Consider the following 22,214-nt stretch of genomic DNA (forward strand, 5'->3'; position numbering starts at 1 on the left):
AAAACTCAGAACCTGGACCCAGGCCTGCTCAAAAACTCCAGCTCATCAGCCGTGGACTCGCGCCCCAACACCGCATTGCGATGGGGAAAGCGTCCAAACCGGGCAATGATCTTCTGATGCCGTTCGGCATAATCCAGGTTGTCTTCAAACACCGCCCGCTGCGCCTCAGGCTGCTCTCGGACCAGGTCGATAAACCGCGACACGGCTTCGTTCTGCACCGCGAGGTTTTCGCAGTGTTCGAGTACGAGGTAGATGAATATCCGCTGGATCGGTTTGAGTTGCCCGTCGAACCCCGCCGCCAGGCCCTGGGCTACCAGCGCTTGGGCACGCAGGTCGCCGGAAAAGCTTTTAGGGGTGTTGCGAAAGATCATTCGCGGGAGTTGGTCGAGTAGCAGCACCAGGGCCAGCCAACCTTCCGGGCGTTGCGCCCACTCGGTCAATCCGCCGGCCAGTGCCTGCTCGACCTGATCGCCGAAGCGCTCTCGCGCCTGGCGATCATGGCCTTTGCCAAACCACAGCTTGCCCTTGTCAGCGGCTATTTCGTCCGGTGTTTCGGCTGAACCAAACCACCAATCGAGCAACGCCTGCCAGGGCTCGGCCATGATTACTCCTTGTGATAGGCCGTGGCGCGCGCCACTTCTTCTTTCGAACCGAGGAACACCGCCACGCGCTGGTGCAGGCCTTCAGGCTTGATATCGAGGATGCGTTGGTGACCGTCGGTGGAAGCGCCGCCTGCCTGCTCCACCAGGAACGACATCGGGTTGGCTTCGTACATCAGGCGCAGCTTGCCCGGCTTGGACGGCTCGCGGCTGTCGCGCGGGTACATGAACAGGCCGCCACGGGTCAGGATCCGGTGCACGTCGGCAACCATCGCAGCGACCCAGCGCATGTTGTAGTTCTTCTTCAGTGGGCCTTCTTCGCCCGCCAGCAATTCTTCGACGTAGCGTTTTACCGGGGCTTCCCAGTGACGCTGGTTGGACATGTTGATGGCGAATTCCTGGGTGGTTTCAGGAATGGTGATGTCTTCGTGGGTCAGGACGAAGCTGCCCATCTCGCGGTCCAGGGTGAAGCCTTTGACGCCGTCGCCCAGGGTCAGCACCAACATGGTCTGAGGGCCGTAGATGGCATAACCGGCGGCGACCTGCTCGGTGCCTGGCTGCAAGAAGGCCTTTTCATTCAGGGCTTCGTTCTGGCTCAGGTACTCGTTCGGGCAGCGCAGTACCGAGAAGATGGTGCCGACCGGCGCGTTGATGTCGATGTTCGACGAACCGTCCAGCGGGTCGAACACCAGCAGGTAGGCACCCTTGGGGTATTTGCCCGGGATCTGGTAGGCATTGTCCATTTCCTCGGACGCCATGCCGGCCAAGTGACCGCCCCACTCGTTGGCTTCGAGCAGGATTTCGTTGGACAGCACGTCGAGCTTCTTCTGCACTTCGCCCTGCACGTTTTCGGTGCCCATGCTGCCCAGGACACCACCCAGCGCGCCTTTGGAGACGGCGTGGCTGATCTCCTTGCACGCACGCGCCACCACTTCGATCAAAAAGCGCAGATCGGCAGGGGTATTGTTGCTGCGGGTCTGCTCAATCAAATAGCGACTCAAGGTAACGCGGGACATGGACGGCTCCGAAGAATAGGGGGCGGAAAAACCAGCGCAGTTTAGCGCGAGTCGGGACTTAATTCCTCCTATGAGACGGGATATGGAGGATTGAGTTCACGGGGTGGGGGCTCGCTTGGGTATTTCTGTTGATTGGGAGGACGCCATCGCGAGCAAGCTCGCTCCCACAGTTGACCGAGCTGTTTCGACGAACGCGGTCTATTGTGGGAGCGAGCTTGCTCGCGATGAGCACACCTCAATTCTTGACCGGCGGCTTGCGCAACAGGCTGAACGCCATCGCCGCGAGGAACAGCACACTGAGCAACAACACCGCCCACAGGCCGATTTTCTTCCAGTTGGTATCGTCGGTCGCGGGGGTGGCGGCGCTAGCCGGTGTCGAGGTGGTTGCCAACCCGTTCACCGTCGCAGTGCCCAGCGTCGCCAGGCGTGACGGCTTGTAATCGGGCACCAGCGTGCTCAATGGCAAGTTTGCCGCTTTGACCGTCGCGCTGCCGAGCGCCAGACTGTAGGGCCCTTCGCCGCGCGCCAGGAACACCACCTGGGTCGGGCGCACGGCAAAGCGCAGGGCCGGGGCTTCGCTCCCCAGACCACCACCACGCTCATCCACCGTCAGTTTCAATTGCTGAACGGTCTGGCCGGACAGTTGCAATTGGTTTTGCAGCACATCCTGGCCGTTCTGGGTCAGGCGATAGAGCAAACCACTGCCCAACGGCTGCCACGGCTGGCTGCTTTCCCGGCGCCCGGCCAGCGTTACCGGTGCCAGGCTGTTGGCCTGGCTCAGTTCGACCTGCACTTGCTCGATGTTCAGCCCCATGGGCAACTGCCAGGTGTATTCACCGGCCTTCGTGGTGCTGCCAGCCAAAGGCTTGGACCAGGCCAGCGGCAACGGCAGGTTTTCGCGGCTGGCGCTTTGCAACTGGGCCGAGGTCAGCACCGGCGCGGAGGACGGCGAATCCCACAACAGCCGCAGGTAACGTGCCGGCTGCCCCGGCAGGCTCACTTCATGCTGCTCGACCCGCTCATCGGCAAAGGTCAGACGCGCCACCTGGCCTTCGCCCCATGACTGCCAGTGCTGCAAGTCGTCACTGGCCTCGATGGTGAACCGCTGGAAGCCATCGCGTTCGCTGGTCCAGTCGAGAATCAACTGCTGCAGCGGCGCCTTGATCGCGCTGGCATCCAGCAACCAGCCACGCAACTCCTCTTCCCCTGCTTCGAGCCGGCTGGAGGGTTGGACTTCCACCAGTGTGCCGTTGGCATTCGATTGCACTCGCACACTGGGCGCGCGCTCGTTGTCATCGGCGGCGTTGTACAGCGGGAACCACTTCACGTCGGTGAGGGTACGGTTTTCCCGGCTCTGGGCCGACTCGCGCACCAACGCATAAGCCTGGGCCTGCCCGGCCGCGTTGAAGACCCGCAGGTCGCTCAGGTCGGTCTGCCGCGCTTGCAGCTGAACGTCCAGTGGCAACGCGAGGCGATACCACGGCCCTTCGCCGCTCAAAGCCAACGGCACCTGATGGGCGAAATCCGCCGGTTGTTCCTGGGCCGTAGCCGACAACGCCACCCACAATCCGACCACGCCCAGCCCGATCCGATTCAACTTGCGACTCAAGATGACACTCCCTCACTGACAGGCATAGGCGGCTCATCCTGGGCGACCGTCTCCGGGCGCTTGGGCGGCAGCGGCGCAAAATAGCCCACGACCAGCAGCAACACGCCTACGCCGATAAACGAAACAATCCGCGCCAGACCGCCACGGTTACTCAATTCGACAAAGAACAGTTTGGCCACGACCACGGCGATCAACGCCGCACCGATCAGCCACACTTCACGGCGATGGCGCAGATGCCCACCGATCATCAGGCCCAGGGCGATCAGGGTCCAGACAATGGACAAGCCGGCCTGCACGAACATGGATTCAAGTAGCGCATCCAGCTCGAACGGCACCCCCATCCACTGGTGGGCAGTGCGCATCACCAGCGCGGTGAAGAACGCGAACAGCGACACACCGGCGATCAATTGGGCGATGTGTCCAACGCGACTCCATCGGCTCGTCGATTGCGCCACGGCGTTGCGGGCCCACACATAGACACCGAACAAGGCGAACAGCAGGCCCAGCTCCAAGGGGTTGAGCAACGGCACGTAAGGCAGTGGCTCGGCGGTGCCATCGCTGAAGGTGTTGGTCAGCCAGAACCAACCGAGCATCAGCAGTGCCATGGGTGCCGCCGCATAGACACGGTATTCCCGGGGCTGTGCCGAAACCGGCCATGGCCAGGCACGCGGCGCTGCCATCAGCACCAGGTACAGGCTCGGCAGGATCGCCCAGGCCAACCAGCGCCAGGCGTTGTACTGCTCGGACAGCAACAGCAGGCCGTAACGCAATTCCAGCATCAACACCGCCATCAGCAACCAGCAACCGAGCACGTGGGCCGTACTGCGCGCCTGGGCCGGCAGCGTCGGCGCCAAGTGCTTGAGGGAGAGGAAATGCACGCCGAATACCGCCAGCCAGGCCAGCCAGCCGAAATTCGCGGCCGGGTGATAGTAGCTGTGCCCCGTTGCCACCAGCACACAGCCCGCCGCCGGAATCAACAACGTGCACAGCAACCCCAGCGCCGGCCATTTCAACCGCAGCGCCAAGACCGTCCACACCGCCACACTGATCGCCGCGACCATCAGCAGCCAACTGCCTTGCAGGTTCGCCGGGGCAAAGCGCAGCACTTCGCTGACCCACGCCAACGCCCACCAACCCGCCCCCCAGACCAGCAACAGCTCGGACAGGCGCTGCAAGCTCAAGGCCTCCAGTTCCTGCGCCGCGTGCGCCCGTTGCAGGCGCCATGCGCCCACCAGCGCCGCCAACCCCAGCACCAGCGGCGTCCAGAAGCCGCTATGGGCCAGGGGCCGCAGATCTTCGGCATTGAGCGGCCCCAGCAGCGTCGGCCCCGCCGTCAGGAACGCCGCACCGCCCAGCAGTTGCAACAGCAGGCCGAAGACAAAGCTCACGCGTTGTTTCAGGTACAGGCTCAGCCAGATGATCAACAGGCCGCTGGCCGCCCATACACCGCTCGCCGTTTGCCACGGCAGGACGAACAGCACCGCGAGGTTGATCAGCACCAGCCCCGCCAACAACACCACCGACAAGCCGCGCAGCAACCGGACATCGTTGCGCACCATGTCGTCGCGCGCCGCCAGCAACATGCCGCCGATCAACGCCAGGCCGATCAGCGAAGCACTGAGCAAACCGCTCCAGCCCGCGCTGAACACCGCCGCCGAATCGCCTTCGGCGCCTTGCAAGCGCAACAGGAATAGCGCACCGCCGAGCAATTGCACCGCGAACGCCGTGAACAGGAAGCTGCGCGATTGCAGGCGCAAGCCAACGAACAGCGTCGCCAAACCGGCCAGGGCCCAGGCGATGGCGGTGCCGTGGGTGAGGAAGAACAGCGGTGCCAGCAGATAGAGGAAACTCAACCCCAGCACAGCCAGCACCGGCTGGCCTTGGCGCTCCCAATGTGCGCAGTGCTCAGGCTCAGCCTTGTGCAGTTGGTAGAAGGTGAACAGCAAGGCGCCGCCGAGCATCAACGCTCCCAGCGGTGAACCATCGAGCAGGCTACCGTCGCCGCTGCGCAACTCGCTGATGAACGCCACCGCCGAGCCCAATTGCAGCAGCAAGGCAAAGGCCCGGGCGAATGGACGCTGCTGGCGCAGGCCCAGCCAGAAGATCCCCGCGCCCTCCACGGCCCAGGCCGCCGCGGTCCAACGGGCGTCGAGCCCCAAGGGGATCGCCAGGCTGGCAAAAATCACCCCCAGGGCCAGGCAGGTTTCCGCCAACAGCAGGGCGCGGCCGCCCATCAATAGCCGCGCCAGGCCCATGTAGATCATGCCCAGGGCCAGGGCGCTGAAGGCGGCGGAGAACTCCAGGTGCTGCACCAACGCGAACTGCAAGCCGAAGCCCACCAACGGCGGACCGAACAGCATGCTGCCGTCCACGTAATCGCCCTTGCGCGCCGACCAGCGCAGCAGCGCCTCGCGGCTGCCGTCCTCGGGAGCATCGCCCATTTCCAACAGCTTGCGGCGGGTGAACAGCAAGCCGATCGCCAGGTAAATGAGGAAGAACAGAATCAGGAACGGCTCGGTGCTCCAGAGCAGTTCCGGCACGTAGGAACGCAGGCCCCAGGCGAAACCGATGCCGAAGGTGCCGACAAAACCGATCAGGTTGAGCAGGCGCCAGGCCTTGAACCAGGCAATCGCGAGGATGCCGGCATTGAGCAGGATGAAATAGCTGAACAGCGCGACGTGGTTGCCGCTGCCGGTGGAGGTCAGGATCGGTGCGGCGAACCCGCCCAGTGCCGCCGCAGCAGCCAGGCCGAGGGCATTCTGGGTCACCGCCAGGATCGCCGAGAACACCGTCACCGCTACCAGCAAGCCAAGGGCGGCCTTGGAATCTAGCAATGGATGCAGGCGCATGGCGGCGAACACGGTCAGGTACAACACGGCGATCCCGGTACCCTGGAGCATCAACGCATAATTACTGTTGCGGTTGCGCAGCCACCAACCCAGGCCCAGCAGGCCCAAGGCGCTGGCCGCGACGCCGGCGTAACGCAACTCGATCGGCACCACCATGCCTTCGGTGGCATAGCGCAGCAGGAACGCCAGGCCGAGGAACAACAGCACCACGCCGACTCGCAGCACGGTGTTGCCGCCGAACAGCCAGTTGCGCGCACCGATAATGGCGCGGTCGAACAGATTCGGACCACGGGGGGCCGCCGGCTCCGCCACCATCGGCTCCAGCGGCAGAGGGGCAAAGTCGCGGTGGGCACGCTGACTGGACGTCTCTGGCGCGGGCTTCCAAATGTCATCGGGCAACGGCTGGCTGGCCTGGGTGGCCATCGCGGGAGCGGGTTCGAGGTCTGGCGGCAATTCCCAGACGAGCTCCGGTTCGGTGCGCGTTGCGGGCTGCGCGGCCTGGGGCACGACAACCTCGGGCGCTAGTGCCGGATCAGGCGGTTCGGCCACCTGACCGCGCTCGAGCACCGCCAGACGGGCCTCCAACGTGAGCAAGCTCTGCTGGGCCTCTTGCAACAAGATCTGTTGCTTGGCCGCTTGGACCCCCAGGCGCCCCAATCGAAACGCCTGGGCGATGCCAAGCCCCACCAGTGCGCCTATCAGCGCATCGGCGAACGACTCGTCCACCACCCAGCCGAGTGCCAGGCCCAACAACGTCAAGATCCATTGCATGGTCGATATCCCTAAGCGGCCCGTTGCGGGCGTAACCGGGGTGATGCGGTGCCTGGATCAGTCTAGTGGAAACCCCCAAACCCTGTGGGAGCGGGCTGTGTGGGAGAAAAGCTTGCTCGCGATCCAGGCGCTGCGGTCCTCAAGAGACCGCGGCGTTTTCATCGCGGGCAAGCCTTGCTCCCACACAACTCGCTCCCACATTGGAATGTTGGCGCTGCCATTTACTGAGTCCGGCCACACAACCCGGCGAAACTGGCGCCTAGTATATCGACGAAGCCCAACCGCCGTTGGGCTTCGCTCACATTTCTTACAGCAAATGCTACTCCAGGGCTTTCCAGATGTCGGTGGCGTATTCACGGATGGTCCGGTCCGAGGAGAACCAGCCCATGCGCGCGGTATTCAGTACCGCCGAACGCCACCACTGCTTGGAGTCGTGCCAACGCTCTTCGACCTTGGCCTGGGCGTTCCAGTACGAGTCGAAGTCGGCGCACACCAGGAAGCGGTCGTAGTCCACCAACGAATCCACAAGCCCGGCGTAGCGCATCGGATCATCCGGCGAGAACACCCCGCCACGAATCGCCTGCAACACATCGTTGAGGCGATGGGACGCGGCGATGTCCGGCGCGGCGCTGAACTCTCCGTTTTGCTTGCGCGCCTCCACCTGCTCGGCGGTCAGGCCGAAGATGAACATGTGTTCGCCACCGATACGCTCATGCATCTCCACGTTGGCGCCGTCCATGGTGCCGATGGTCAGCGCGCCGTTGAGGCCGAACTTCATGTTGCTGGTGCCCGACGCTTCGAAACCGGCCGTGGAAATCTGCTCCGACAAGTCCGCCGCCGGGATGATGCTTTCGGCCAGGCTGACGTTGTAGTTGGGCAGGAACACCACTTTGAGCAAACCACGCACGGTGGGGTCGTTGTTCACCACCCGGGCGATGTCGTTGGTCAGCTTGATGATCAGCTTGGCCTGGTGATAACTGGCGGCGGCCTTGCCGGCGAAGATCTTCACCCGCGGCACCCAATCCACTTCCGGTTCGGCACGAATCGCCTGATACAGTGCCACGGTGTGCATCAGATTGAGCAACTGGCGCTTGTACTCGTGGATCCGCTTGACCTGCACGTCGAACATCGCCGCCGGGTTGACGGCGATGCCCAGTCGCTCGTGGATCAGATAAGCCAGGGCTTTCTTGCTGTGCAGCCGCTGCTCGGCGAACGCCTTGCGAAACGCCGGTTTGTCGGCAAACGGTTCCAATTCGATCAGGCGCTCCTCGGGGTTGTCGAGCACGCTCGGGCCGAGGGCGTCGACCATCATCGAGGTCAATTCGGCGTTGGCCTGGAACAACCAGCGGCGGAAGGTGATGCCGTTGGTCTTGTTGTTGATCCGATCCGGATAGAGTTTGTGCAACTCGGAGAACACCGTGCTGCGCATCAGTTGGGTATGCAATCCGGACACACCGTTGACGCTGTGGGAACCGAGGAACGCCAGGTTACCCATGCGCACCCGGCGGCCGTTGTCCTCTTCGATCAGCGACACCGAGCGCAGCACGTCGAAATCGTGCACGCCCTTGGCCCGCAGCGAATCGATATGCTGGGCGTTGATCAGGTAGATGATCTGCATGTGCCGGGGCAACATGCGCTCCATCAGCCCCACCGGCCAGGTTTCCAGGGCTTCGGGCAGCAGCGTGTGGTTGGTGTAGGACAGCGTGTCCTGGGTGATCTGCCAGGCCGCGTCCCAGGCCACGTCGTAGACGTCCACCAATTGGCGCATCAGCTCGGCCACGGCAATGGACGGGTGCGTGTCGTTAAGCTGGATCGCCGCGTGATCGCCCAGGGTCAGCACCGAGGTGTGCATGTTGCGATGGCGGCGCAGCAAGTCCTGCAACGAGGCGGCGACGAAGAAATATTCCTGGCGCAGGCGCAGTTCCTGGCCGGCCTCGGTGCTGTCGGCCGGGTACAGCACGCGGGAAATACTTTCAGCCCGGGCCACCTCCGCTACCGCGCCCAGGTGGTCGCCGGCATTGAAGCGCTCCAGGTGCAGGTCTTCCACGGCTCGGGCGCGCCATAGGCGCAGGGTATTGACGCTGGCACCGCGCCAGCCCACCACCGGGGTGTCATAGGCGATGGCTCGCACGGTTTCGCCCGGGGACCAGACTTGCCGAGTCTTGCCAGTGTCGTCGGTCACGGTTTCGACGCTGCCGCCAAAGCCGATCGGGTAGACCACTTCCGGGCGCTCGAACTCCCAAGGGTTGCCGAAGTCCAGCCAGTGCTCGGTCTGCTCCTGCTGCCAGCCATCGACAATCGCTTGGCGGAACAGGCCGTGCTCATAACGAATCCCGTAGCCATGACCGGCGATGCCCAGGGTCGACATGCTTTCCATGAAGCACGCCGCCAAGCGGCCAAGGCCACCGTTGCCCAACGCCGCATCCGGCTCGAGCAGGCGGATGCGCTCCAGGTCCACGCCCAGCTCGGTCAGGGCTTCACGGGCGGTGTCCAGCAGGCCGAGGTTGCTCAGGCTGTCGTAGAGCAAGCGACCGATGAGGAATTCCAGGGAGAGGTAATAGACGCGCTTCTGGCCCTTGCGGTAGATCTGCCGCGTGTGGTCCATCCAGTGTTCGACCATGTGGTCGCGGGCGGCCAGGGCAATAGCTTCGAACCAATCGTGATCAAACGCATGATCGGGGTCCTTGCCGACGGCATAAGTGAGTTTGGTCAACACAGCATCGCGAAAAGCAGCGACTTCGGCTTCGCGAACAAGTGGTTCTTGAGTCATTGATGAGACCTCGAACGAGCATGGAATTGTCTGAGCCTAGTCGGTCTGACAGGCGGTACAGGCGCAGGTTCGGTGGTTTTTCCACCGCGCCGGAGAATCGTCGCCAGGGAACTGCCATATGGACGAATGAATGCAGGGGGCGTGCCGGTCCTGGAGCGTTTTTGCCGGGATGAAAAAAAACCGGCAGATGGTCGTTCAAAATTTCACCAGTCCCGGTATGATCGCGCGCCCTGATGCATGCTGGTAAACCGTGATGATGAAGCCCAACCTGATCGCCGCCGCGGAGATCGACCGACTCGATACCTGGGCCAAGTACTCCGCCCCGATGTGCGGTTCCTGCGTGTCGAGCTGCTGCACGCTGCCGGTGGAGGTCAAGATCAAGGACCTGATCCGCATCGGTATCGTCGATGAGTTCGAACTGGGCGACCCGCCGAAGAACATCGCCAAGCGCCTGCAAAAGGAAGGGATCGTCGAGCGCTACAACCAGAAGTCGGAAATCTTCACGCTCCAGCGCATGAGCAACAACGATTGCCTTTATCTGGACCGCAAGAGCCGGTTGTGCACCATTTACGAGAAACGTCCGGACACCTGCCGCAACCATCCGCGGGTTGGACCGCGGCCGGGGTATTGTGCCTACAAGCCCAAGGAAGTGGAGCGCGAGCGCAATCCGCGGACGTTGGACAAATTCTGATCTACAGATGGTTCAGCGGTGCCTGAACCATCGCCATCGCGAGCAAGCTCGCTCCCACAGTAGATGTATGTCGGACACAAAATCTGTATCCGCTGAAAATCAACTGTGGGAGCGAGCTTGCTCGCGATAGGGCCCTGACAGACACCACATAACTTCCAAGCATAAAAAACGCCCCTGATCTCACAATCAGGGGCGTTTTTTTCAGCCGCTAACTAAGTCGAAACTCAGTTGCCGCTTTTCTTGGCAGCGCGGGTACGCTCGCTTTCGCCAAGGATTTTCTTACGCAGGCGGATCGACTTAGGCGTCACTTCACACAGTTCGTCTTCCTGCACGAACTCCAGCGCTTGTTCCAGGGTGAACTTGACCGGCGGAACCAGGGCGATGGTTTCGTCCTTGCCCGAAGCACGCATGTTGTCGAGCTTCTTGCCTTTGGTCGGGTTCACGCCCAGGTCGTTGTCGCGGCTGTTCAGACCGACGATTTGACCTTCGTAGATATCCTGGCCGTGCTCGACGAACAGCTTGCCGCGCGCTTGCAGGGTTTCCAGCGAGTAGGTCAGGGCCTTGCCGGTGGCAACCGATACCAGGACGCCGTTCTGACGGCCAGACATGTCGCCGGACTTCATCACGTCGTAACGATCGAAGATCGAAGTCAGGATGCCGCCACCGGAGGTCAGGGTCAGGAACTCGTTACGGAAACCGATCAGGCCACGGGCCGGGATGTTGTACTCAAGGCGCACACGGCCCTTGCCATCCGGAACCATGTTGGTCAGGTCGCCTTTACGCAGGCCCATTTGCTCCATGATCGCGCCCTGGGATTCTTCCGGCAGGTCGATGGTCACGTTTTCGTACGGTTCGTGCTTGACGCCATCCACCATGCGGATGATCACTTCAGGACGACCTACGCCCATTTCGAAGCCTTCGCGACGCATGGTTTCGATCAGTACCGAGAGGTGCAGCTCACCACGGCCGGAAACCTTGAACTTGTCGGCCGAGTCGCCTTCTTCAACGCGCAGGGCAACGTTGTAGAGCAGCTCTTTGTCCAGGCGTTCCTTGATGTTACGGCTGGTCACGAACTTGCCTTCTTTACCGCAGAATGGCGAGTCGTTGACCTGGAAGGTCATGGAAACGGTTGGCTCGTCGACGGTCAACGGCTTCATCGCTTCGACGTTCAGTGGGTCGCACAGGGTGTCGGAGATGAACAGTTGCTCGAAGCCGCTGATGCAGACGATGTCGCCGGCCGCTGCTTCTTCAACGTCGATGCGGTGCAGGCCGTGGTGACCCATCAGCTTGAGGATACGACCGTTGCGCTTCTTGCCGTCGGCGTCGATGGCGACCACCGGGGTGTTCGGCTTGATGCGACCACGGGCGATACGACCAACGCCGATCACACCCAGGAAGCTGTTGTAGTCCAGTGCCGAGATCTGCATCTGGAACGGACCGTCACGGTCGACTTTCGGCGCCGGTACGTCGTCGACGATCGACTGGTACAGCGGAGTCATGTCTTCAGCCATGGCGGTGTGGTCCAGACCGGCAATACCGTTCAGGGCCGAGGCGTAGACGACTTTGAAGTCCAGCTGTTCTTCGGTGGCACCCAGGTTGTCGAACAGGTCGAAGATCTGGTCCAGAACCCAATCCGGACGCGCGCCTGGACGGTCAACCTTGTTGATGACCACGATCGGACGCAGGCCGGCTTCGAAAGCCTTCTTGGTCACGAAACGGGTTTGCGGCATAGGGCCGTCTTGAGCGTCAACCAGCAGCAGCACGGAGTCGACCATCGACATCACGCGCTCTACTTCACCACCGAAGTCGGCGTGGCCCGGGGTGTCCACGATGTTGATGTGGTAGCCGTTCCAGTTGATGGCGGTGTTTTTCGCCAGGATGGTAATACCGCGCTCTTTTTCCTGGTCGTTGGAGTCCATCACGCGCTCGTCGTTGAGCTCGTTGCGCTCCAGGGTGCCGGATTGACGCAAGAGTTTGTCTACCAGGGTGGTCTTACCATGGTCAACGTGAGCAATGATGGCGATGTTGCGTAGATTTTCGATCACTTGTGTATCTCGATCAGAGGATTCGGTGTGCTGACAGGTCGTGGCAGCGATTTACGTTGAGTCCGACAAAGCCGTTACAGCCTGTCGGCGGCGTCGGGGGGCCGGTGACGCAGGCCACAGGCAAACAGCCCCGGGCACTTAGCTCGGTCGATAAACGCGCACATTGGCATGCCCCTCACTGAGCAAATGGTGGGCATGCAGGCGACTCATCACGCCTTTGTCGCAATACAGCAGGTACTGGCGAGTAGGGTCCAGTTCCTTGAAACGCGCGTTCACTGCATAGAACGGCATCGTTTGTACCTCGATGCCGGCGATACTCAGCGGGTCGTCTTCAGCGTCGTCCGGGTGACGGATGTCGATGATGATCTGACCGGCCAGCGCTTCGCCGACTTCTTCAATTTGTATGTCCTGGCCCAATTCATCGATAACCCGATCGATTGGCACCAGCCTGGCGTTTTCGAGCGCTCGCTCGAGCACCGCCATGTCGAATTCTTTCTCTTCGTGCTCCACCCGCCCGCGCTTGGCCGCCGTCTTCGGATTGACCGAGATGACGCCGCAGTACTCCGGCATGTGCCGGGCAAACTCGGCGGTGCCGATTTCGTTGGCCTGGTCGATGATGTCCTGCTTGTGGCTGGCGATCAGTGGACGCAAGACCAGCTTCTCGGTCACGCAGTCGATCACCGACAGATTCGGCAACGTCTGGCTCGACACCTGGGAGATCGCCTCGCCGGTCACCAGCGCATCGATTTGCAGGCGGTCGGCAATTCGTGAAGCGGCGCGCAACATCATACGCTTCAAAATGACGCCCATATGACTGTTATCGACTTTGCCGAGAATCTCGCCCAGGACTTCCTCGAACGGCACACTCACAAATAACACGCGTTGGGAGCTGCCGTACTTCTTCCAGATGAAGTGCGCCACTTCCATCACGCCCAATTCATGGGCACGTCCGCCGAGGTTGAAGAAGCAGAAATGGCTCATCAACCCGCGACGCATGATCTGGTAGGCGGCCACCGTGGAGTCGAAGCCACCGGACATCAGCACCAGGGTCTGCTCCAGCGAACCCAGCGGATAACCGCCGATGCTGTTGTGCTGGCTGTGGATCACGAACAACCGCTGGTCGCGAATTTCGATGCGCACTTCGATTTCCGGGTCTTTCAACGAAATACCGGCCGCGCCGCATTGCCGACGCAACTGGCTGCCGACGTATTTCTCCACGTCCATCGAGCTGAACGGGTGTTTGCCGGCACGCTTGCAACGCACCGAAAAAATCTTGCCAGCCAGCGCGTCACCATAATGGAGCATGCACTTGGCCAGGATGTCGTCGAAATCCCCCAGCGGGTATTCATCGACTTGCAAAAAATGCGCGATGCCCGGCATGCAGCTCAGGCGCTCGGTCATTTCCTTGAGGAGCTTGGGTTCGCTGACACGGGTTTCCAGTTCGAGGTTGTCCCACACGCCATTCACCACCACGGCCGGGTCCAGGTCTCGGAGCACGGCACGGATGTTCTTGGCCAACTGGCGGATGAAACGCATCCGTACCGGGCGGCTCTTGATGGTGATCTCGGGGAAGACTTTTACGATTAGTTTCATGAAAACAGCGCGCGAACGGCCAGCCGAAAAAGGGGGGCGCGGATTATAGCGGAAATTGCTCAAGGTTTAACCAGTTTATGTGCAGATGGTTTTAGATGCACCAAAACAGGTCATTATCGATTGGCGGCGCTACATTGCAGTGCGTTATTGTCTGACAATCTTTGATTTACGCCATTAAAAGCCTGGATTTGGTGCAAAAAACCCATGCTGGGGCACTGGCATGCAATTTGCTCCCTTGTGAGGCAGGTTGCCTTGGCAGAGTATTCGCGCCGGCATCACCCATATCTAAGGGCACTCCACTACCCGCCCGAAGCCACCCGGAGGACATATGTCGAAGTCGGTTCAACTCATCAAAGATCATGACGTCAAGTGGATTGATCTGCGCTTCACTGACACCAAAGGTACTCAACATCACGTGACCATGCCGGCCCGTGATGCGCTGGACGACGAATTCTTTGAAATCGGGAAAATGTTCGACGGCTCCTCCATCTCCGGCTGGAAAGGCATCGAAGCCTCCGACATGATCCTGATGCCGGACGACGAAACCGCCGTCCTGGACCCGTTCACCGAAGAGCCGACCCTGATCCTGGTCTGCGACATCATCGAACCTTCGACCATGCAAGGCTATGACCGCGACCCACGCGCCATCGCCCACCGCGCCGAGGAATACCTGAAGTCCACCGGCATCGGCGACACCGCTTTCTTCGGTCCTGAGCCTGAGTTCTTCATCTTCGACTCGGTCAAATTCAAGTCCGACATCTCCGGCTCCATGTTCAAGATCTTCTCCGAACAAGGTTCGTGGATGTCCGACCAGGACGTGGAAGGCGGCAACAAAGGCCACCGTCCAGGCATCAAAGGCGGTTACTTCCCGGTCCCACCGTTCGACTTCGACCACGAAATCCGTACCTCCATGTGCAACGCACTGGAAGAAATGGGCCAGACCGTCGAAGTTCACCACCACGAAGTGGCGACTGCCGGCCAGAACGAAATCGGCGTGAAATTCAACACGCTGGTCAAGAAGGCTGACGAAGTACAGACCCTCAAGTACTGCGTACACAACGTTGCCGACGCCTACGGCCGCACCGCGACCTTCATGCCGAAGCCTCTGTACGGCGACAACGGTTCGGGCATGCACGTTCACATGTCGATCTCCAAGGACGGCAAGAACACCTTCGCAGGCGAAGGCTATGCCGGTCTGTCGGACACCGCCCTGTACTTCATCGGCGGTATCATCAAGCACGGTAAGGCCCTGAACGGCTTCACCAACCCGTCGACCAACTCCTACAAGCGTCTGGTTCCAGGCTTCGAAGCTCCGGTCATGCTGGCCTACTCGGCTCGCAACCGTTCCGCCTCGATCCGTATTCCTTACGTGAACAGCCCTAAGGCTCGCCGTATCGAAGCACGCTTCCCGGATCCGGCGGCCAACCCGTACCTGGCCTTCGCTGCACTGATGATGGCCGGTCTGGACGGTATCCAGAACAAGATCCACCCTGGCGATGCCGCTGACAAAAACCTGTATGACCTGCCGCCTGAAGAGGCCAAGGAAATCCCACAGGTGTGTGGCAGCCTGAAAGAAGCCCTGGAAGAGCTGGACAAGGGCCGTGCGTTCCTGACCAAGGGCGGCGTATTCAGCGATGACTTCATCGACGCTTACATCGCACTGAAAAGCGAAGAAGAAATCAAGGTTCGCACCTTCGTACACCCACTGGAATACGAGCTGTACTACAGCTGCTAATCCAGTAAGCGCCGCCACGCACGGCGTGAAATAAAGAAAGGCCTCCTTCGGGAGGCCTTTTTCATGGGCGCCGGTTACGTGCATGATGCCCCATCGCTCCCCATAGAAGACGAGACTGCCCATGACTTTGCGCTTCAAGCTCTGCCTTGCCCTGTCTGCCGCACTGCTGGCTACCACCGCCGAAGCTGCCTCGACTCACGCTCCTGAGGCCCTGATCCCGCTGCTTAACGCCATTGGCGAACGCCTGGCCATCGCCGATCAAGTAGCGCTGAGCAAATGGGACAGTGGCAAACCCGTAGAGGACCGTCAGCGCGAGCGTGAAGTCATTGCCGCCGCCGTCGCCCAGGCACCGGTCTACAAGCTGAGTAGCGAAACCGTGGAAGCGTTTTTCGCCGCCCAGATAGAAGCCAACAAAATGGTGCAATACATCAACTTGTCCGACTGGGCTCTGGACGGCAAGGCCCCGGACCTTCCGCGCCCGGACCTGGTGGGGCAGATCCGCCCGCAGCTCGACCGCCTGCAAAAACGCCTGCTGCAACAATTGGCCGACTTCGCCCCCTACCGCACCGACCCGCAGTGCCCGCAATGGCTGGCCCGAGCCACCCACCACAACAAACAGCACCCGGTGCACCGGCTTGCCCTGATCCGGGCAACCGGAGAGCTGTGCATTTCAAAAAAAGCTTAAGACAGCCCCTTCCCCTGTGGGAGCGAGCTTGCTCGCGATGAGGCCAGCACATTCAGCACCTCAGTGACTGACACACCGCCATCGCGAGCAAGCTCGCTCCCACAGGGATCCAGCGTCGGGCATAAAGGCTGTGAACACCACAGATCCAATGTGGGAGCGAGCTTGCTCGCGATGAGGCCAGCACATTCAGCACCTCAGTGACTGACACACTGCCATCGCGAGCAAGCTCGCTCCCACAGGGATCCAGCGTCGGCCATAAAGGCTATGAACACCACAGATCCAATGTGGGAGCGAGCTTGCTCGGGATGGGACCAGCACATTCAGCACCTCAGTGACTGACACACCGCCATCGCGAGCAAGCGCGCTCCCACAGGGGATTGGGGGCGACAACTTGGGCCATCCGCGCCGCCTAGCCTATGCTGCACCCATCACTTTTCGCTTTCGGTCGATTTTCATGGGTCGTGGTTTTTCAATCATCCTGTTGTTGCTACTGGCTCTGCCCGCCGCCGCGCAGATCTACAAGTACACCGACGCCGAGGGCAACACCGCCTACAGCAACCAACCGCCCCAAGGCGTCCCGGCCCAGACGGTAGAGTTGCCGCCGCTCAACAGCATCGAGCGCCAATCCCCGGCCAGCCCGAGCACACCTACGCCCTCCGCCAACAGCGAAGAACCGCGCGATGCCTACGAAATCCTGGAACTGACCGACATCCCCACCGACGAGGCCCTGCGCGCCAACAACGGCACCTTCACCGTTAGCGTGCACGCTCAACCGCGCCTGCGCAGTCCGCATCTGTTCCGGTTGCTGCTGGACGGGCAGCCCTACGGCCAGCCGAGCAACGTACCGCGCCTGCAATTGGTGAATATCGATCGGGGCGAGCACAGCCTGGCGGTTCAAGTTGTCGACGGCGACAACCTCGTGCAGCAAAGCGAAACCGTCACCTTCACCGTACAACGGGTGCACCAACCATGATCCGTGGGTGGCTTGCGCTGGGCCTGGCGCTGACGGCGCTGCCCGGGATGGCGCAGGTCTATACCTACATCGATGCCCAGGGCAATCGCGTGTTCACCGATCAGCCGCGCCCCGGCAACGCAAAGAAAGTCCAACTGCCACCCGGCAACCGGATGCCGGCGCCCACGGGTACAACCTCGGCACCCGCGGCCCAAGCCCAGCCCGAGCCGCTGTTTCATTACGAAATGCTCAGGCTGTTGATTCCCGAGCCGGACGCAACGATACGCAGCACCGCAGGCGAACTGATCGTCAGTGTCACCAGCGAACCCGGCCTGAAAAAAGGCCACCGCTACCGCCTGTTGCTCGACGGCAAGCCAACGGGCGCACCGGGGCCGAGCCCGGTGTTTGCCTTGAGCAACATTGATCGAGGCACCCATCATCTGGCGGTCGAAATCCTCGACGAGCAGGACCGTATCGTCGAACGCACCGCCAACCAGCCCTTCCACATGCAGCGCATGTCCCTGGCGCAGAAGCGCCGCGTCAAGCCCTGTGCCACGGCCGATTACGGTCAGCGCCCCGAGTGCCCCCTCGCCGAAAAGCCTGAAGAAGAAAAAAGCAGCATCTTGCCGTTCTTCTAACGCCGGCCAAGCTTGCGCACTATATTGGTGCAATAGCTTGCACGCTTCCCAGACCCAACACCCATTTTGGTTCGAAAGTACCCGAAAAAGCTGGCAGAACGCCACGCAGCCGACCGAAAAACACCCTTTTGAGGCTCTAAACGCTTCTTTTCGGAGCCTTGGTTTGGTTTTTGCATTTTCCTAGCAACAGCGCATCAATCGCGCGCGCAATTTGGGACCGGTCCCGAATTGCTACGCTCCAAAAGAGGTCCTGATGACCATTAGCGACGCACTACACCGCTTGCTGCTCGACAACCTCACCACCGCGACCCTTCTGCTCGACGCCGAACTGCGCCTCGAATACATGAACCCAGCGGCGGAGATGCTCCTGGCTGTCAGCGGCCAGCGCAGCCACGGGCAGTTCATCAGCGAGTTGTTCACCGAATCCGCCGAAGCGCTCAATTCCCTGCGCCAGGCGGTGGAGCAGGCCCACCCGTTCACCAAGCGCGAGGCGATGCTCACCGCCCTGACCGGCCAGACCCTGACCGTGGATTACGCGGTCACGCCGATCCTCAACAACGGCGCCACCTTGCTGCTGCTGGAAGTCCACCCGCGTGATCGCTTGCTGCGCATCACCAAGGAAGAGGCGCAATTGTCCAAACAGGAAACCAGCAAGATGCTGGTGCGCGGCCTCGCCCACGAGATCAAGAACCCTCTCGGCGGAATACGTGGCGCGGCGCAGTTGCTCGCCCGCGAACTGCCGGAAGAGAGCCTCAAGGACTACACCAACGTCATCATCGAGGAAGCCGACCGCCTGCGGAACCTGGTGGACCGCATGCTCGGCTCGAACAAGCTGCCGTCCCTGGCGATGTGCAACGTCCATGAAGTGCTGGAGCGCGTCAGCAGCCTGGTGGAAGCGGAAAGCCAGGGCTGCATCACCTTGGTGCGCGACTATGACCCGAGCATTCCCGACGTCTTGATCGACCGCGAGCAGATGATCCAGGCCGTGCTGAACATCGTGCGAAATGCGATGCAGGCCATCAGCAGCCAGAACGAACTGCGCCTGGGCCGCATCAGTTTGCGTACCCGCGCCATGCGCCAGTTCACCATTGGCCACGTGCGTCATCGCCTGGTGACCAAGATCGAAATCATCGACAACGGCCCGGGCATCCCTGCCGAGCTGCAGGAAACCATCTTTTTCCCCATGGTCAGCGGCCGTCCGGACGGTACCGGGCTGGGCCTGGCCATTACCCAGAACATCATCAGTCAGCATCAGGGCTTGATCGAGTGTGAGAGCCACCCCGGCCACACCACCTTCTCGATCTTCCTGCCACTGGAACAAGGAGCCACATCGACATGAGCCGTAGTGAAACCGTGTGGATCGTCGATGACGACCGTTCTATCCGTTGGGTCCTGGAAAAAGCCTTGCAACAGGAAGGCATGACCACCCAGAGCTTCGACAGCGCGGATGGGGTGATGAGTCGCCTGGCGCGTCAGCAACCGGACGTCATCATCTCCGACATCCGCATGCCGGGCGCCAGCGGCCTGGACCTGTTGGCGCGGATTCGCGAACAGCATCCGCGGCTGCCGGTGATCATCATGACCGCCCATTCCGACCTGGACAGCGCCGTGGCGTCCTACCAGGGTGGGGCCTTTGAATACCTGCCCAAACCATTCGACGTCGACGAAGCCGTGTCGCTGGTCAAGCGCGCCAATCAACATGCCCAGGAACAACAGGGCATGGAAGAGGTGCCGGCCCTGGCCCGCACCCCGGAAATCATCGGCGAAGCGCCGGCGATGCAGGAAGTGTTTCGCGCCATCGGCCGCTTGAGCCACTCCAACATCACTGTGCTGATCAACGGCGAGTCGGGCACCGGTAAGGAACTGGTGGCCCACGCCCTGCACCGCCACAGTCCACGGGCGGCGTCGCCGTTCATCGCGCTGAACATGGCGGCGATTCCCAAGGACCTGATGGAGTCCGAACTGTTCGGCCACGAAAAAGGTGCGTTCACCGGCGCGGCCAACCTGCGGCGCGGGCGCTTCGAGCAAGCCGACGGCGGCACGTTGTTCCTCGATGAAATCGGCGACATGCCGGCCGACACCCAGACCCGCTTGCTGCGCGTGCTGGCCGATGGCGAGTTCTATCGGGTTGGCGGCCATACGCCGGTCAAGGTGGACGTGCGCATTATTGCCGCGACCCACCAGAACCTGGAAACCCTGGTCCACGCCGGCAAATTCCGTGAGGACTTGTTCCACCGCCTGAACGTGATCCGGATTCATATCCCGCGCCTGGCGGATCGTCGCGAAGACATCCCGACCCTGGCCCGGCACTTCCTCAGCCGCGCAGCCCAGGAACTGGCGGTCGAGCCCAAGCTGCTCAAGAGCGAAACCGAGGAATACCTCAAGAACCTGCCGTGGCCGGGCAACGTGCGCCAGCTGGAGAACACCTGCCGCTGGATCACGGTGATGGCTTCGGGTCGCGAAGTGCACATCAGCGACCTGCCGCCGGAGTTGTTGAGCCTGCCGCAGGATTCGGCCCCCGTGACCAACTGGGAGCAAGCCCTGCGCCAGTGGGCTGACCAGGCCCTGGCCCGCGGTCAGTCGAGCCTGTTGGACAGCGCCGTGCCGGCGTTCGAGCGGATCATGATCGAAACCGCCCTCAAGCATACCGCCGGCCGCCGCCGCGACGCCGCCGTGCTGCTGGGCTGGGGCCGCAACACCTTGACCCGCAAGATCAAGGAGTTGGGGATGAAGGTCGATGGTGGGGATGATGATGACGGGGATGAGGGCTGATCAGCCTCTAGCCCTTCGCTGATCTTGAAGGCCAATCGCGAGCAAGCTCGCTCCCACAGGAGTTGCGTTTCCCTTGTGGGAGCGAGCTTGCTCGCGATGCTTTTGAAGGCTTCATGCACCGCATCAATGCACGGCGAACCGCAATTGCACATGCACTACACGCCAAAACCCAATCGATCCAACCCGAAAAACCGCACAAACAAAAGCCAAAGCCCCGAAATACGGGGCTTTCAACCTCACTAGAAGCTTTTTTGTGACAAGCCATTAAAAACTGGCACGCCCCCTGCAATAGCTAGATCACTACCCAGTTTCGGGGACCTTGGTACAGGCAGGCCGGGGATTCCCCATTTTATACGGGCTCAGCGAGCCCACTGTTTTGGGGGCCTTGATACAGGCAGGTCAAGGTTTCCCTTCTTTACACTCAGGGCCATGCGCTAAGCGCAGCCCTCCCGTTTTGGGGACCTTGGTACAGGCAGGCCGGGGATTCCCTCTTTTATTGCTCCTGGAGACGGACCTCCAGCCGCCAGCGATCATCCACTTCGCTGCCGGTCCACTCCCCTCGCAACGGACGCGCCGCTACCAGCGTCAGCAACAATCCCTTGTCACTCAAACGCACCCGCCAGTTCACATCCTTGCCGTTGAGCTTGAGTTGGCCCTTCTGCGGCCGGCCTTCTGCTTGAAACAGTAGCGCCACTGAGCCGTCGACAATTTCTCCATGGAGCTTGGGTTCATTGTTGAACCAGGCCACCAGCGTTCCGTCTGTCACCTCGACCTGTTGCAACGCGCTCGGGTCGGGCGTGGTCAGGCGCCCAATCATCAGCCCAACCATCATGCCGAAGATAGCCAAAGAGCCCATCACCCGAAGCATTAGCTTCGAACGTCGGTCGGTTTGCGGCGTAGAATGCCGCTCATCTTTATCTGCGGAGCCGTGCATGTTTCACGTCATCCTTTTTCAACCGGAAATTCCGCCAAATACCGGCAACGTCATCAGGCTGTGCGCCAACAGCGGCTGCCACCTGCATTTGATCGAACCGCTGGGCTTTGACATGGACGACAAGCGCCTGCGCCGCGCCGGCCTCGACTACCACGAGTATGCCACCTTGCAGCGTCACGCCGATCTCGCCAGTTGTCTGGAAAGCCTCGGGCATCCGCGCCTGTTCGCCTTTACCACCAAGGGTTCGCGGCCGTTCCACGAGGCCAGCTTCGTCGCCGGCGATGCGTTCCTGTTCGGCCCGGAAAGCCGTGGCCTGCCGGCCGACGTACTGGACGCCCTGCCCGCCGAGCAGCGCCTGCGCCTGCCGATGCGCGAAGGCTGCCGCAGCCTAAACCTGTCCAATACCGTGGCGGTGGCGGTTTATGAGGCGTGGCGGCAGAACGGTTTCGCCTGAGCCCTGGCTGTCGGCCAGAAACACCTGTGGGAACGAGCCTGTGGGAGCTGAGCTTGCTCGCGATGAGGTCGACACGGTTCAACTGCAAAACCGCGTCATCG

The 22,214-nt window shown here is 61.4% G+C and carries 16 protein-coding genes; 8 read left to right on the top strand and 8 right to left on the bottom strand.

The window, feature by feature from the left end; genetic code table 11:
* Window positions 1-5: 5 nt before the first annotated feature.
* The 5 genes from AC3A5O_RS01485 to AC3A5O_RS01505 form a co-directional block, all read right to left on the bottom strand.
* Window positions 6-602: a DUF924 family protein gene (locus AC3A5O_RS01485; protein WP_487752778.1), complete on the bottom strand. Its 597-nt coding sequence runs from the start codon at window positions 600-602 to the stop codon at window positions 6-8.
* 2 nt (window positions 603-604) lie between these two features.
* On the bottom strand, window positions 605-1,615 hold the full coding sequence (locus AC3A5O_RS01490; protein ID WP_018607993.1) for a class 1 fructose-bisphosphatase: 1,011 nt from the start codon (window positions 1,613-1,615) through the stop codon (window positions 605-607).
* Window positions 1,616-1,850: 235 nt separating this feature from the next.
* The gene (locus tag AC3A5O_RS01495) at window positions 1,851-3,224 is read right to left on the bottom strand and encodes a DUF3999 domain-containing protein (protein ID WP_305469309.1); all 1,374 of its coding nucleotides are present in this window, start codon (window positions 3,222-3,224) and stop codon (window positions 1,851-1,853) included.
* Complete coding sequence (locus tag AC3A5O_RS01500; RefSeq protein WP_487752779.1) at window positions 3,221-6,844, bottom strand: DUF2339 domain-containing protein; 3,624 nt, start codon at window positions 6,842-6,844, stop codon at window positions 3,221-3,223. Before AC3A5O_RS01500 ends, AC3A5O_RS01495 begins: the two co-directional genes overlap by 4 nt.
* Window positions 6,845-7,163: 319 nt before the next feature.
* A complete protein-coding gene (locus AC3A5O_RS01505) occupies window positions 7,164-9,614 on the bottom strand; it encodes a glycogen/starch/alpha-glucan phosphorylase (protein ID WP_122565259.1) in 2,451 nt (816 codons plus the stop codon).
* Between the two features lie 253 nt (window positions 9,615-9,867).
* Here AC3A5O_RS01505 and AC3A5O_RS01510 point away from each other — a divergent pair, with 253 nt between their 5' ends.
* The gene (locus AC3A5O_RS01510) at window positions 9,868-10,305 is read left to right on the top strand and encodes a YkgJ family cysteine cluster protein (RefSeq protein WP_003196865.1); all 438 of its coding nucleotides are present in this window, start codon (window positions 9,868-9,870) and stop codon (window positions 10,303-10,305) included.
* A gap of 224 nt (window positions 10,306-10,529) precedes the next feature.
* Here the strand turns inward: AC3A5O_RS01510 and typA are convergent, their stop codons facing one another.
* The gene (gene typA / locus AC3A5O_RS01515; protein ID WP_003186725.1) at window positions 10,530-12,350 is read right to left on the bottom strand and encodes a translational GTPase TypA; all 1,821 of its coding nucleotides are present in this window, start codon (window positions 12,348-12,350) and stop codon (window positions 10,530-10,532) included.
* A 138-nt stretch (window positions 12,351-12,488) separates the two neighbouring features.
* Window positions 12,489-13,943: a tRNA uracil 4-sulfurtransferase ThiI gene (thiI, locus tag AC3A5O_RS01520; RefSeq protein WP_122565257.1), complete on the bottom strand. Its 1,455-nt coding sequence runs from the start codon at window positions 13,941-13,943 to the stop codon at window positions 12,489-12,491.
* A 328-nt stretch (window positions 13,944-14,271) separates the two neighbouring features.
* On the opposite strand from thiI, the gene glnA reads away from it, so the two are divergent.
* The 6 genes from glnA to ntrC all read left to right on the top strand — a co-directional run bounded on the left by glnA (window position 14,272) and on the right by ntrC (window position 20,725).
* The gene (gene glnA / locus AC3A5O_RS01525; RefSeq protein ID WP_014336114.1) at window positions 14,272-15,678 is read left to right on the top strand and encodes a type I glutamate--ammonia ligase; all 1,407 of its coding nucleotides are present in this window, start codon (window positions 14,272-14,274) and stop codon (window positions 15,676-15,678) included.
* A gap of 121 nt (window positions 15,679-15,799) precedes the next feature.
* Window positions 15,800-16,363 carry a chorismate mutase gene (locus tag AC3A5O_RS01530; protein ID WP_487752780.1) on the top strand — a complete coding sequence of 188 codons (564 nt, stop codon included), beginning with the start codon at window positions 15,800-15,802 and terminating at the stop codon, window positions 16,361-16,363.
* 454 nt (window positions 16,364-16,817) lie between these two features.
* Entirely contained in the window at window positions 16,818-17,336 is a 519-nt protein-coding gene (locus AC3A5O_RS01535) for a DUF4124 domain-containing protein (RefSeq protein WP_305469304.1), read from the top strand.
* Entirely contained in the window at window positions 17,333-17,953 is a 621-nt protein-coding gene (locus AC3A5O_RS01540; protein WP_487752781.1) for a DUF4124 domain-containing protein, read from the top strand. The genes AC3A5O_RS01535 and AC3A5O_RS01540 overlap by 4 nt, the downstream gene beginning before the upstream one ends.
* A 253-nt stretch (window positions 17,954-18,206) precedes the next feature.
* The gene (glnL, locus tag AC3A5O_RS01545; RefSeq protein WP_122565253.1) at window positions 18,207-19,292 is read left to right on the top strand and encodes a nitrogen regulation protein NR(II); all 1,086 of its coding nucleotides are present in this window, start codon (window positions 18,207-18,209) and stop codon (window positions 19,290-19,292) included.
* Window positions 19,289-20,725, top strand: coding sequence for a nitrogen regulation protein NR(I) (gene ntrC / locus AC3A5O_RS01550; RefSeq protein WP_060739603.1), 1,437 nt, complete (start codon window positions 19,289-19,291; stop codon window positions 20,723-20,725). Before glnL ends, ntrC begins: the two co-directional genes overlap by 4 nt.
* 493 nt (window positions 20,726-21,218) lie before the next feature.
* On the opposite strand, the gene AC3A5O_RS01555 is transcribed toward ntrC, so the two are convergent.
* On the bottom strand, window positions 21,219-21,659 hold the full coding sequence (locus tag AC3A5O_RS01555) for a hypothetical protein (RefSeq protein WP_122565252.1): 441 nt from the start codon (window positions 21,657-21,659) through the stop codon (window positions 21,219-21,221).
* Here AC3A5O_RS01555 and trmL point away from each other — a divergent pair.
* Window positions 21,658-22,113 carry a tRNA (uridine(34)/cytosine(34)/5-carboxymethylaminomethyluridine(34)-2'-O)-methyltransferase TrmL gene (trmL, locus tag AC3A5O_RS01560; protein WP_487752782.1) on the top strand — a complete coding sequence of 152 codons (456 nt, stop codon included), beginning with the start codon at window positions 21,658-21,660 and terminating at the stop codon, window positions 22,111-22,113. The genes AC3A5O_RS01555 and trmL overlap by 2 nt on opposite strands.
* Window positions 22,114-22,214 lie beyond the last annotated feature (101 nt).

Source organism: Pseudomonas sp. Soil_N_39, from assembly GCF_057655955.1.

Excerpts from the sequence above, each read along its gene's own strand:
- AC3A5O_RS01485 (WP_487752778.1), bottom strand. The coding sequence starts at position 602 with ATGGCCGAGCCCTGGCAGGCGTTGCTCGATTGGTGGTTTGGTTCAGCC.
- AC3A5O_RS01490 (WP_018607993.1), bottom strand. The coding sequence starts at position 1,615 with ATGTCCCGCGTTACCTTGAGTCGCTATTTGATTGAGCAGACCCGCAGC.
- AC3A5O_RS01500 (WP_487752779.1), bottom strand. The coding sequence starts at position 6,844 with ATGCAATGGATCTTGACGTTGTTGGGCCTGGCACTCGGCTGGGTGGTG.
- AC3A5O_RS01505 (WP_122565259.1), bottom strand. The coding sequence starts at position 9,614 with ATGACTCAAGAACCACTTGTTCGCGAAGCCGAAGTCGCTGCTTTTCGC.
- AC3A5O_RS01510 (WP_003196865.1), top strand. The coding sequence starts at position 9,868 with ATGATGAAGCCCAACCTGATCGCCGCCGCGGAGATCGACCGACTCGAT.
- thiI (WP_122565257.1), bottom strand. The coding sequence starts at position 13,943 with ATGAAACTAATCGTAAAAGTCTTCCCCGAGATCACCATCAAGAGCCGC.
- glnA (WP_014336114.1), top strand. The coding sequence starts at position 14,272 with ATGTCGAAGTCGGTTCAACTCATCAAAGATCATGACGTCAAGTGGATT.
- AC3A5O_RS01530 (WP_487752780.1), top strand. The coding sequence starts at position 15,800 with ATGACTTTGCGCTTCAAGCTCTGCCTTGCCCTGTCTGCCGCACTGCTG.
- AC3A5O_RS01535 (WP_305469304.1), top strand. The coding sequence starts at position 16,818 with ATGGGTCGTGGTTTTTCAATCATCCTGTTGTTGCTACTGGCTCTGCCC.
- AC3A5O_RS01540 (WP_487752781.1), top strand. The coding sequence starts at position 17,333 with ATGATCCGTGGGTGGCTTGCGCTGGGCCTGGCGCTGACGGCGCTGCCC.
- glnL (WP_122565253.1), top strand. The coding sequence starts at position 18,207 with ATGACCATTAGCGACGCACTACACCGCTTGCTGCTCGACAACCTCACC.
- ntrC (WP_060739603.1), top strand. The coding sequence starts at position 19,289 with ATGAGCCGTAGTGAAACCGTGTGGATCGTCGATGACGACCGTTCTATC.
- trmL (WP_487752782.1), top strand. The coding sequence starts at position 21,658 with ATGTTTCACGTCATCCTTTTTCAACCGGAAATTCCGCCAAATACCGGC.
- AC3A5O_RS01555 (WP_122565252.1), bottom strand. The coding sequence starts at position 21,659 with ATGCACGGCTCCGCAGATAAAGATGAGCGGCATTCTACGCCGCAAACC.